Consider the following 13,180-nt stretch of genomic DNA (forward strand, 5'->3'; position numbering starts at 1 on the left):
CCCTTATTAATTAATTTTCTAATGGCAATAAACCATATTCATCGCATAATTGAGTATAATCATCAGAAGCTAAGAATTTTGCAATACATTTATTAACCTTTTCAATTAAATCAGTATTTCCTTGTTTAGCAATGATATAGTTTTCTTCATCCATTAATGATTGATCAATGTAAACAAAGTTACCACTATCAACATAATTTTTAGCTACAGCTAAATCAACGATAACAGCATCATATTGATGAGCTGCTAAGCCAGTAAACATATCTTGTACATCAGTCATACTAACAACAGTAGCCCCTTCAATTTGATTAGCGGCAATTTCACCAGTTGCTCCAGATTGAGCCGCAACAGTTTTTCCAACTAAATCATCAACTGTAGTGATTGTTGTATCGCTAGGCATAACGGCAACTTGAGCAGTAGCTGTATATGGATCAGACCATTCTACCTGGCGTTCTTCACTATAGGTAAAACCAGAGATACCTAAATCAATTTGATCACCTTGTAATTGAGTAACAATGTTATCAAAATCCATTTGTTTAAATTCTAAGTTATAAGTAACTCCTTCATCTTCAGTTAAATATTGTTCAAATAATTCAACCATATCAGCATCAAAACCAACAATATTATTATTGGTATCTAATGATTCATATGGTGGATAATCAGGTGAAATCCCGATTGTTAAAGTAACCGAATCATCTGATGAATCATCAGAACTTCCGCCACAACCGACCATGGTAAAAGCTACAGCGACAATTAATAAAGTTTTTAATAATTTTTTCATTTTCTTTTCCTCCCTAAAAATTAAAAACGTCTCTTAGCCTATAGCCAAGAGACGAATAATTCAATTCCGCGGTACCACTCTTTTTGATATATAACTATATCCACTCAAGTCTTTAAAGCAGACATACTGACTATCCTACTCTAGTTCAAATAGTCCCCTCAAAAGTGCGGTTCATCTAATCAATTTACTAACCTTCCACCAACGTTAGCTCGCTATAATAATTAATTAAACTACTCTCTTTGTCACCGGGTTTTAAATATATTATCATTATAAAAAAATATTTTCCATTGTCAATACTTTTTTATGATTTACCATTGAGAAAATTATCTTTAATACTAGTAATTTGTTCACTTAACATTCTAAGTGGCTCATTATAAGTTTCTAATTCTTCAATTACCTCATCTAACATCTGGTTAGTATTTTCAATCATCCTACTTTTATTTTTAATAAATTTATTGTCCTTTCTTTTTTGTTCCTCGCTCTTTAAAAGAAAGTAACAACCTAATATTAATAAAACAAAAATTCCCAAGATCATTAAAATCCATTTTATCAATTCCATACCATCACCTTCTATTTATAGTATAGCATATTTTAATCAATCCAACCAAAATGTTTACAAGCAAAAGCAATTCCATCATCCTGATTAGATTTAGTTATAAATGTAGCAACTTCTTTAACTTCATCAATTGCATTACCCATAGCAATTGAAATTGGTGCCTGCTTCATCATGGAAATATCATTTATGCCATCGCCAAATACAACTATGTCATCTGGATTACCGTTATTGATGGCTACCATTTTTAAAATACCCCGATATTTTTCAATTGGTTCAACAATTAACTGATCACCATGATAGCGCATATATCCTAATTTATGAATACTTTTTAACTTGGCTTCATCTTCTTTAGTTGCCATGATAAAGATCTTAAAAATTTTAGTGACCTGATGAAAATCAAGACTTTCATCGATAACTAATTCACCAGGAACATGATATTTAGCCATCAAATCATTGCAGCTATATAAATTAGGATTATCACCTAAAGATACAGCAAATGGAAAATTGTTTTCCAGACACTCATCTATAATTTCTAAACATATATCACGATTTAGTGGCTCAATTCCCAGTAGTTTCCCGTTAAGTACTAAACCATTACCACCATCGCAAACTAAATTATCAATTTTAGATGTTTTACTAAATTCCATTGCCATCCAGTGAGCTCTTCCAGTTGCAATAGCGACAAAATGACCATTGGCCCTTAATTTATCTAACGTTTCATATGTTGATGGTAGAATAATACCACCAGGATTAGCGTTAGTTAATGTGCCATCAATATCAAAGAAAAAAAATTTACCCATAAATACCACCTCTACATAATTATACGGATTTTCATTAAATAAAAAAGCAAAAAATTTACTTATAACACTATAATTTTAAATTAAACAAAAATAATCCCCATCAAGAGGATCATTTATTGAACTGCATTTGATAAAAGCTGGCATATTGGCCGTTTTTAGCTAATAATTCTTCATGAGTGCCTTCTTCTTCAATTCCATTAGGTGAAAGAACACAAATTCTTTTAGCGTTTTTAATCGTTGATAAACGATGAGCAATGACCAAGGTCGTTCGATTTTTAGCTAGTAATTCCAGTGATTGTTGAACTATATATTCACTTTCATTATCTAAGGCACTGGTTGCTTCATCAAAAATTAAAATTGGCGGATTTTTTAAGAAAACCCGTGCAATACTTAATCGCTGTTTTTGACCGCCTGAAAGTTTGACACCACGTTGACCACAATCAGTATCATAGCCATCAGGTAAACTCATGATAAATTCATGAGCATTAGCTTTTTTAGCGGCTTCAATAACTTCTTCATCGCTGGCATCATTACGTCCATAGCGAATATTATCCATGATCGTTCCAGCGAATAAATAAACATCTTGTTGTACTATCCCGATATTATCACGAAGAGAGCTTAATTTAATCTTCTTAATATCCTGACCATCTACCAAGATTCTACCAGCAGTTACTTCATAAAATCGCGGTAATAAAGAACAAATAGTCGTTTTACCAGCTCCAGAAGAACCAACTAGAGCAATATATTCACCGGGGTCAATCGTTAGATTAATATCTTTTAAAACATAGTCACTTTTTTCATTATAACGAAAATCAACATGTTGATATTCAATTTTTCCTTGAACATCAGTTAAGATCTTAGCATCTTTACTGTCAGTAATATCAGGCTCTATTTCCATGATTTCCATAAAACGTTCAAATCCAGTAATTCCATCCTGGAACTGTTCAGTAAAATTAATTAGTTTTTTAACGGGCTCGATCAAATTATTAACATACAATAAAAAAGCAATTAAATCTGGTGTTGTCAATGTCTCACCAGCAATAAATAATGAACCAAAGAAAACAGCAACTACTGTAATCAAACTAGTAAAAGCAGTTAAACCAGCATGAAATTTTCCCATATAGAAATAACTATTGCGTTTGCTGTCGACATATCGAGTATTTTCATGATGAAATTTGTTTATTTCATAGTCTTCATTACTAAAACTTTTAACTACCCTTATCCCTGATAAATTATCTTCAACTCGAGCATTAATATCGCCTACTCGTTGTTTATTTTTTTTATAAGCTTTCTTCATTTTACGATTATAATAGACTATAAATATTCCCATTACTGGAATAAATAAGAAAATAATTATCGTCAATTTTAAATTAATTGTCGCTAAAATGATAAAAGCACCAATAAATTTAATTAAAGAAATTACGATATCTTCAGGACCGTGATGATACAGCTCAGTTAATGAAAACAAATCATTCGTTAATCTAGACATTAACTGTCCCGTTTTTTGCTCATCATAAAAACTAAATGAAAGTTTTTGATAATGCTGAAACAGCTCATTTCGTAAATCACGTTCCATATAGGTTCCCATTACATGCCCTTGATAAGCAATAAAATAGTTACATAAGTACTCCAAAATTACTAAGACAACCATAAATATACCTAATTGATAGATAATTGAGATTTCAAAATCAGTTTCTAAAATCGTTCCAGTAATATATCTAGTAATCATCGGAAAAACTAAGCTAATACCAGCAGCTACCATTGCACAAAACATATCAGCTAGAAATAACTTCCAATAAGGTCGATAATATGATAAAAACTTTTTTACTCGCTTTGACATTTTTTCACCCTCCCTTTTTAAAATGATAGAGATATCATATCATAATTTGACTTAATGTGTAAATTGTTAAGATTATGTAAAATTTAGTAATGGTTAATTTACAAATTTCTAAGGTTTATATATGATAATTTTATAGGAGTGAGAAAATATGACATTAGCAAACATCAACTGGCCGACAATATTAGCTGGCTTAGGTCTGTTCTTATTTGGAATCAAATATATGGGAGACGGTTTGAAAAGCTATTCGGGTGATAAATTAAAACGTATAATTGAAAAATGTACATCTTCCCATCTTAAAGGAATTTTAATCGGTGCTTTCATTACCTGTTTGATCCAATCAAGTTCCGGAACTACTGCTCTTGCAATTGGACTGATTCGTTCCGGCTTAATGACATTTAATCAATCAATGGGAATAATTATGGGAGCCAATATTGGAACCGTTATTACTTCTGTTTTTGTTGGATTAAATATCTCTCAATATTCTGTTTATTTCATCATTTTTGGAGCTATTTTCTTATTATTTTCTAAAAATAAAAAAACAAATTATCTAGGACAAGTTATTTTAGGATTTGGTTGTCTTTTCTATGGTTTAGATGTAATGAGTGAAAATTTATCTAATATTGCTCAAGTTCCAGAATTTATTCAAATCGCTAATTATTTATCACAGAATCCTCTTTTAGCTTTAATTGGTGGTGTAGTTTTAACAGCAACCATTCAATCTTCATCAGCGATGATTGCTATCGTTCAACAGATGTACGCTATTAAAGCAATCAATATATCAGTTGCTTTACCATTTTTATTTGGAAGTAATATCGGGACTACCATTACTGCTATTCTAGCATCAATTGGTGGCACGATTGATGCTAAACGAGCTGCTTTTTTCCATGTTTTATTTAACATAACTGGTGCCATAATCTTTATGTTTTTACTAACCCCATTTACTTATTTTATTGAACAGTTAGCTATTAGCTTTAATATTTCTGCTTCATTACAGCTTTCAATCGCTCATTTATTATTTAACATTATTACTACAGTTATTGTTTATCCATTAATTCCCGTTGTATTTAAATTAGTAAATAAACTGATTACTAGTAAAAAACCAGCTCTTCAAATAAATTTAAGCGAATTAGATAGTAATGTCGTAAATCTATTTCCTAGTCATGCTTTAGCTATATCAAAAAATAAAACAATTGAAATGGCCAATATTACATTAGAAACAATTAAAAGTATTAAAAGTTATTTTCAATCAAAAAATATGGAAATCAAAGAAAATGTTTATGAATTAGAAGAAATGATCAATACTTTCGATCAAAAAATTACTGACTATTTAATCCTGATCAATCATGAAACATTAAACGATCAAGAAAGTAACGAATACATAATCAATATGAAAACTGTCAAAGACTTTGAAAGAATTGGTGATTTATGCATCAATATTCTCAAATACTTTGAAGCTATTTATGATGAAAAAGAAGATTTTTCGCATGAAGCAAGAATTGATCTTGAAACAATGATCAATTTAGATATTGATATGTTAGAACATGCCATTTTTGCTTATCAGCAAGCAGACTATGATACTATCAACTATGTTAATGAAAAAGAAACAACATTAGATTATTTTAATAAAAAAGCTAAATTGCGTCATATCAAACGGGTTGGTAGTGGTCATGAATCCAGCCCACTGGTCAATTCTACTTATGTCGATATTTTAGCTAATTTAGAAAGAATCGGTGATCACTGTCAGAATATTGCTCAGGCCAATTATTTAGATGACCTGGCTTAAACAATAATTTTTATCTTTATAATTAATTCAATAAATGGTATTCTATTAGTATAAATTTTTAAGGAGTTATGAAATGAAATTATTGTTAACGAATTATGATCCCAGTGAATATAAAGTATTTGAACAACGTTTAAATGAACTTTCAAGCAAGGGATATAACAGCGATAATATTGATCGATTTACTTTTTTTAAACAAGATAACCAGCATTACTATTATCAAACCGACATCTTTGTTCCCGATAAAAGCAAACAGGAAAATAATCATGCTTTACGTAATAAGTGGTTAATGGGCTATATGGATCGTGGATTTGAATACATTGGTAAATCAGGAAAAATCTATGTTTTCCGAAGTGAAAAAAAGATTAAATATCAAGGAACTAGTAAATATTTATTAGGATTATACTTTAAAAGAAATCGAACCTGGGCAAATGTCATATGGCTTTTTATCGCTATTGTATTAACGTATTTTTTAGTACCTAATGTTTTTATTAATTTAGATCCAAATGAATTTATTTCTAATGGTTCTACGATTTTACACTTTGCCCCATTATTACTATGTATTAGTTTATTATGTCGTTTCTTTTACCACAATCTTGAAACTGAAAAGATCAAAAATCAGCTGACTAAAAATAAAAGTTATTCTAGTCGTCTAAATAAAAATAATATTTTTATTGTTAATAACTGGTTATTTATTATTGCCCTTATTTTGATCATTGCTGGTTTTGGTCTGGACTATTTTGAACGAAAAAATATTCCAGTTAGCGATGATGTAATTTCACTTGAAACTTTGGGATATTCCGGTAATCAGGAAGAATATGATAGTTGTGTTATCAGCCATAGCTTTTTAATTGAAGAATCACTTGGCTATGTTGAAAGTAACGGTGAACAATTTATTAGAGTTAATTACTATACTTACAGCTCTAATGATAAAGCTAAAAATGGTTTAGAGCATTATCTTCAAGCTAATAATTATGATAAGTCTAAAGCTATTAATAGTGATAATAATGTTAGTGGTTATCTATTCAACAACAGCACCGACGAAAATTATAATTGCATCGGCTTTGTCAAAGATAAACAGCTGATCATTATTCAATCAAATATAGATTTACAAGCAAACAATTTATATCAACAAATTTGTTTAAACGCATAAAAACAAGGCGATTGCCTTGTTTTTATAATTTAGTCAATAATTTAACGATTTCATCGATTTTTTGATCAGCATCATGTTCATTGATAGCATTTTTTACACAATGATTCAAATGATTAGATAAGACTTCATTATTAGCATTTTTGATTAAAGATTGAATTGCTAATAATTGATTAGCAATATCAATACAATAACGATCTTCTTCAATCATCTTGATGACTGCATCAATTTGACCACGCGCTGTTTTCAAACGTAAAATTACTTTTTCATTAGACATTTTTAATTCCTACCACTTTATAACCGGCTTTTTCTACAGCACTTGTTAAAACAGCATCTTCTTGAATAGTTTCAACTGTTGCCATGTTATTTTCTAAGTCAACAACAGCAGTAGTTTCTGGTAATCCATTTAAGGCATCAGAAACATGTTTTTGACAATGTTGGCACATCATTCCTTCAATTTTAATTTCTTTTTTCATCTTTACATTCTCCTTTAAATAATATGGTTTAAATCTTTTTAATCTTAGGGCATTACTTACAACACAGACTGATGATAGCGACATACATAAAGATCCAAACATCGCATCAAGTCGAATTCCAAAAGCATGATAGAAAATCCCTGCAGCAATTGGGATTCCAATTACATTATAAATAAAGGCCCAGAATAAGTTTTCTTTAATATTTCTAATTGTTCGTTTTGATAATTCGATTGATGATACAATATCACGAAGATCATCTTTCATTAAAATAACATCCGCTGCATCAATAGCAATATCATTACCTTTACCAATAGCTACTCCAACATCACTACGAACCAAAGCTGGAGCATCATTGATTCCATCCCCTACCATTAAAACATGATTTCCTTCATCTTGCAATTTTTTGATCACATTTTCTTTATCTTCGGGTAAAACTTCAGCAATAACTTGATCTAATCCCAGCTTTTGATTAATCGCATTTGCTGTAGCTTTTAAATCACCTGTCAACATCACAGTTTTAATTTTCATTTCCTTTAAACGTTTAATAGCTTGACGACTTGTGTCTTTAATGTCATCGAAAATGCTTACTAAACCAACTAACTGATTACCTCGAGCCAAAAAGACCAGCGTTTTTCCTTGGTTTAAATACTCATCGATATATTTTGAATAATGACTGAAATCTAAATTAGCTTCATTGATCATTCTTAAATTACCAACAATATAATCCTGACCGTCAATATTTCCTTGAATTCCTAAACCACTTAACGATTTAAATTCAGTTGTCTCTTTCAATTCCAATTGCATTTCAGTTGCTTTTTGGATAAAAGCATCAGCTAAAATATGACTTGAACCTTTTTCTAAAGAAGCAATTATTTTAATTACTTCCTGATCACTTAAACAATCACTATAAATATCACTTACTTGAACTAATCCTTTAGTTAATGTACCAGTTTTATCAAATACAACAACATCAACGCTATTTTCATTTTCTAATACTTCAGCACTTTTAATCAAAATTCCATTATTAGCTCCAACCCCTGTTGCAACCATGATAGCCACCGGTGTCGCCAAGCCTAGTGCACAAGGACAAGAAATAACTAATACGGCAATAGCGCTGGTTATAGCAAAATTCATTCCCATACCAGCTAATAACCAACCAACAAAAGTAATTACTGAAATTAAAATAACTCCAGGAACAAAGTATTTAACAACTTTATCGATCATTCTCGTCATTGGTGCTTTTGAGCTAGAAGCTTCTTCAACTAGCTCGATGATTTTGGCTAAAGTACTATCTTCTACTGTTTTAGTAACCTTATAAACAAATGAACCCTGCAGGTTATTTGTCCCACCAATTACTAAACTGTCAACCTCTTTTTCTACCGGCAAGCTTTCACCAGTAATCATTGATTCATCAATCGAACTAAATCCCTGAATAATTTTTCCATCAACTGGTACTGTTTCATTAGCTTTAACCAAAACCTGATCATCAATCTGCAATTCAGATATTTTAACGACCTCTTCTTGACCATCAACGATTCTAGTAGCAACATCAGGTGCCAGCTCTAATAATTTACTGATAGCATCAGTTGTTTTCTTTTTAGATTTAGCTTCCAAATATTTTCCAAAACTTATTAGAGTGACGATCATCCCCGCTGATTCAAAATAAACATTATGAACCAAATGCATTGCATCTAAATGTCCTGTCAATGATAAGACTAATGAATAAACACTATATACAATTGATGCTCCAGCACCTAAAGCAATCAATGAATCCATAGTAGGATCTAAATGAAATAAATTTTTAAATCCATTAATATAATAATTACGTTTAATAATAACAATCGGGATTAAAAATAGTACCTGTAATGCAATGTTTACATAAGGATTTTCTTTAACTATAGATGGAATAGGATAATTAAACATTGATGACATTGAAACATACATCAATAAAGCCAAGGCGATAAAACAATAAATGAGCTGCTTTTTTAAAGCACCTAAATCATCATTATCAATCAAAGTTTCATCAAAGCTACTGGCCTGATATCCTCCATCATTGACTGCCTTAATGATCATAGCATCATTTACTTTATTTTCATCAAATTCAACTGTCATTGAGTTAGTCAATAAGCTTACTTCGACTTTATCAACTCCTGGCAATTTCGCCACACTATTATAAACATGATTTTCACAAGCTGAACAAGTCATCCCTTTTACACTATATTTTTGTTTCATATTGCCTCCTTAACCCCTCCTAGGGGGGTATGGTTTTAGTATAACCATAATTATCTATTTTTACAAGTAATATGCTCATTTAAACAAAAAACTATTGCCAGTAAGCAATAGTTAATAAAATTTGGTAATATCAGTAACTGTTTTTCTTTTAGGTTTTTCTGGTTTAATATCTGGATAGCCAACAGCAATAACTGAAACAATAATTTCATTTTCATCGATATCTAATAACTTTCGGATTTTATCAGCATCACGAATTCCCATGACCAACGTTCCTAGTCCTAACTCTGTTGCCTTTAATAACAAATTCTCATTAGCAAGACCTAAATCATAAATCCCCCAGCCATTTTCTAATTCATTATTAGCAGCGCCATCGCGATTATAACCTGAACGATTTTTTATAAAACTAGTAATGATCAATACTGGAGCATCCAGACTATTTTGGTAATTAAACTCTGGTAAACACTCTTGTTTAACTTTAGTTAGCAAATCAGCTGACATTACTACATGGTATCTGGCAGTTTGGCTGTTTTTCCATGATGGAGCCAAAATGGCTGCATCAATAATAGTAGTTATCATTTCTTTGGAAACTTCTTGCTTTTTATATTTACGAATACTTCTTCTTTGGTTAATTACATCCATACATCTATCTCCTTAATCATTTATTTGATTTCCTTTGACTTCTATTATACCAGATTTCAGCAATACAATAAACTTATCTGTTAACTGAGAATCAAATTGTAAACCACGATTTCGTTTTAATTCTTTAATAGCATATTCTAGCAAGTGAGCTTCTTTATAACTGCTTTTTAAAGCTATCAGATCAAAAAAATCATTCTACCACCAACAGGAATATTTCCACCAGCGATGCAATATGAATAGCTACGACCATCATAGCATTCATGATGAGTCAATACTATCAAAATAACATAATCAAGTGATGACAAATGTCGAATTATATTTACTGAAGCTGCAACTGCGATTGTATTATTTTAAATTCTTCTTCATTTAACTTAATTGTCTTTTTCAAAATGGATAAAAGTATAATGACCTTTTACATCAATTGCTGCAGTTAAAGCATAAATTATTGGTGAATATTAATTTTAATATTTTTTACCTAATAGTGACTTTGATCACTAAACAATTTACTCTTCCATTAAACAATTTTGAATTTGAACAAGCTCATCGATAAATAAATCTAAAAAGCTAGAATATTGAGTTCATACTTTTTTACCTCATAGTTTCATCTTTTCTTCTAGTCTCATAAGTGCACCTTTTTAATGTTTGATGCATTTTTTAGCTTTTAAATTGATCATAGTCACTAAAACTTCTGTAGAAAGATTATGCGATTTTCATTATTACATAACCTATATTCAATTCATTAAAAAAACATCCAAAGTACCCCAAAATATTGACGTAAAACCTATATTCCCTCTTTAACACAATTTTGATACAGTGTAAGATCTTTATAAGCTGGATTAAAATCTAAAGCAAAAATAATGGATAGATCAAATAAATTATCATACTTATTTAATTAATTTAATGTGTTACATTGCGATTAACTAAAAAATCTTAACAACTTAAAGTTGTTAAGATTTTTTGATTATTTATTTAATTCAATCATCAAATCACAAATTTTATTAGAAAATTCAACTGGATTGTCAATTGAGAAACCTTCAATTAATAAAGCTTGATCATAAAGGATACTAGCATAATCTTTAATTTTATCAGGATTATTTTCATAAACTTTCTTCATAGCATTGAAAATATCATGATTTGGATTGATTTCCAAAATTCTTCCAGCTTTAACCCCAGGATTATCTGGCATTTGATTTAAGACTTTTTCCATCTCAAAAGATACACCTTCACTAGATACTAAGCAAACTGGATGTGTCTTTAATCTAGCTGATACTTTAACATCAACAACTTGATCACCTAAAGCATCTTTAATTGCGGAAAGCATGTCTTTATTTTCTTCACTAGTTTTTTCTAATTCTTTCTTTTCTTCTTCACTGTCAATGTCTAAATCACCTTGAGCAACACTCTTGAATGGTTTTTCTTTATAATCACGCATCATTTGGATACAGAATTCATCAACATTATCAGTTAAATATAGAACATCATAACCTTTATCTTTAACTACTTCAACTTGTGGTAATGTAGCAATCTTGTCTAATGTTTCACCGCTGGCATAATAGATATCTTTTTGACCTTCAGGCATACTTTCTACATATTCAGTTAAAGTAATATATTTTTCTTGTTTACTTGAATAATACAACAATAAATCTTGTAATTTTTCTTTTAACATTCCATAGCTATTATAGATACCAAATTTTAACTGTAAACCAAAATTATCAAAGAATTCTAGATATTTATCCCGATCATTTTTCAACATTTTTTCTAATTCTGATTGAATTTTCTTTTCAATTTTATCAGCGATTACTTTTAATTGACGATCGTGTTGTAACATTTCACGAGAAATGTTTAATGATAAGTCTTCAGAATCAACTAATCCCTTAACAAATCTAAAATGTTCAGGTACTAATTCACTTGCTTTATCCATGATGAAAACACCACGAGAATATAATTGAAGACCTTTTTCATAATCATTTGAATAATAATTCATTGGTGGTTTTGATGGAATAAACAATAACGCATCATATGAAACAGTTCCTTCAACACGAGAATGAATCACTTTTAATGGATTATTAAAATCATTGAATTTATCTTTATAAAATTCATTATATTCTTCATCAGTAATTTCATTTTTATTTCGTTTCCATAATGGAACCATTGAATTCAATGTTTTATTTTCTACAACATCTTCATATTCATCACTATCTTCTTTTTTCTTTGATGTTGTTACATCCATAGTGATTGGATAATGAACATAATCAGAATATTTTTTAACCAAATGTTCAATTTCATATTGGTCTAAATAAGTATCATAGTTATCATCATCAGTATTATCTTTTAAATATAATTTAATGGTAGTACCATAATCACTAACATCAGTTTCAAAAATTTCATAGCCATCTGTTACTTCAGAAACCCAAGTATATCCTTGGTCAGTACCATATTTTTTAGAAATTACTTCAACTTTTTTAGCTACCATGAAAGCTGCATAGAAACCAACACCAAATTGACCAATGATATCAATATCATCACTATCAATTTCATTTTTAAAATCAAAAGAACCACTATTGGCAATTGTTCCTAAATGAGTTTCTAATTCTTCTTTATCCATCCCAATTCCATGGTCTTTAACAGTCAATACCCGATTTTCTTTATCAATCGCTAATTCGATTTTCAAATCATCACGATTAATTGAAGAAATATTTTCAGTAAGAGCCTTATAATATAACTTATCACTTGCATCACTTGCATTAGAAATCAACTCTCTTAAAAAGATTTCTTTATGGGTATAAATTGAATTAATCATTAAATCTAATAAACGTTTAGATTCAGCTTTAAATTGTTTTTTCTCTGCCATTTTTACATCTCCATTCTTTAGCACTCACTATCCATTTGTGCTAAAACTATTCTAATACATCTGTTTAGCACTGTC

The 13,180-nt window shown here is 30.0% G+C and carries 10 protein-coding genes and 1 other annotated feature; of the genes, 2 read left to right on the plus strand and 8 right to left on the minus strand.

The window, feature by feature from the left end; all coding sequences use genetic code 11:
* Nucleotides 1-10: 10 nt before the first annotated feature.
* The 4 genes from Q0K54_RS06955 to Q0K54_RS06970 form a co-directional block, all read right to left on the minus strand.
* A complete protein-coding gene (locus Q0K54_RS06955) occupies nucleotides 11-781 on the minus strand; it encodes a transporter substrate-binding domain-containing protein (RefSeq protein ID WP_294579524.1) in 771 nt (256 codons plus the stop codon).
* 44 nt (nucleotides 782-825) lie between these two features.
* Nucleotides 826-1,036: a binding site (T-box leader), on the minus strand.
* A gap of 46 nt (nucleotides 1,037-1,082) precedes the next feature.
* Nucleotides 1,083-1,340 (minus strand): hypothetical protein, encoded by a 258-nt coding sequence (locus Q0K54_RS06960; RefSeq protein ID WP_294579525.1) that lies wholly within the window; start codon nucleotides 1,338-1,340, stop codon nucleotides 1,083-1,085.
* Between the two features lie 32 nt (nucleotides 1,341-1,372).
* Complete coding sequence (locus tag Q0K54_RS06965; RefSeq protein WP_294579527.1) at nucleotides 1,373-2,137, minus strand: HAD hydrolase family protein; 765 nt, start codon at nucleotides 2,135-2,137, stop codon at nucleotides 1,373-1,375.
* A 109-nt stretch (nucleotides 2,138-2,246) separates the two neighbouring features.
* The gene (locus Q0K54_RS06970; RefSeq protein ID WP_294579529.1) at nucleotides 2,247-3,977 is read right to left on the minus strand and encodes an ABC transporter ATP-binding protein; all 1,731 of its coding nucleotides are present in this window, start codon (nucleotides 3,975-3,977) and stop codon (nucleotides 2,247-2,249) included.
* 148 nt (nucleotides 3,978-4,125) lie between these two features.
* Between Q0K54_RS06970 and Q0K54_RS06975 the strand changes: the two genes are divergently transcribed.
* A complete protein-coding gene (locus Q0K54_RS06975; RefSeq protein WP_294579532.1) occupies nucleotides 4,126-5,760 on the plus strand; it encodes a Na/Pi cotransporter family protein in 1,635 nt (544 codons plus the stop codon).
* A 73-nt stretch (nucleotides 5,761-5,833) separates the two neighbouring features.
* Nucleotides 5,834-6,910, plus strand: coding sequence for a DUF2812 domain-containing protein (locus tag Q0K54_RS06980; protein WP_294579537.1), 1,077 nt, complete (start codon nucleotides 5,834-5,836; stop codon nucleotides 6,908-6,910).
* Nucleotides 6,911-6,932: 22 nt separating this feature from the next.
* Here Q0K54_RS06980 and Q0K54_RS06985 read toward each other — a convergent pair whose 3' ends face one another.
* The 4 genes from Q0K54_RS06985 to htpG all read right to left on the minus strand — a co-directional run bounded on the left by Q0K54_RS06985 (nucleotide 6,933) and on the right by htpG (nucleotide 13,105).
* On the minus strand, nucleotides 6,933-7,184 hold the full coding sequence (locus Q0K54_RS06985; RefSeq protein ID WP_294579540.1) for a metal-sensing transcriptional repressor: 252 nt from the start codon (nucleotides 7,182-7,184) through the stop codon (nucleotides 6,933-6,935).
* The gene (locus Q0K54_RS06990) at nucleotides 7,177-9,615 is read right to left on the minus strand and encodes a heavy metal translocating P-type ATPase (RefSeq protein WP_294579543.1); all 2,439 of its coding nucleotides are present in this window, start codon (nucleotides 9,613-9,615) and stop codon (nucleotides 7,177-7,179) included. Before Q0K54_RS06990 ends, Q0K54_RS06985 begins: the two co-directional genes overlap by 8 nt.
* A 111-nt stretch (nucleotides 9,616-9,726) precedes the next feature.
* Nucleotides 9,727-10,254, minus strand: coding sequence for a nitroreductase (locus Q0K54_RS06995; protein WP_294579545.1), 528 nt, complete (start codon nucleotides 10,252-10,254; stop codon nucleotides 9,727-9,729).
* A gap of 961 nt (nucleotides 10,255-11,215) precedes the next feature.
* Nucleotides 11,216-13,105, minus strand: a complete 1,890-nt coding sequence (gene htpG, locus Q0K54_RS07005) for a molecular chaperone HtpG (RefSeq protein WP_294579548.1) — start codon at nucleotides 13,103-13,105, stop codon at nucleotides 11,216-11,218.
* Nucleotides 13,106-13,180: the final 75 nt, after the last annotated feature.

The sequence above is a fragment of the uncultured Thomasclavelia sp. genome, assembly GCF_944324745.1.
Classification (GTDB): domain Bacteria; phylum Bacillota_I; class Bacilli_A; order Erysipelotrichales; family Coprobacillaceae; genus Thomasclavelia.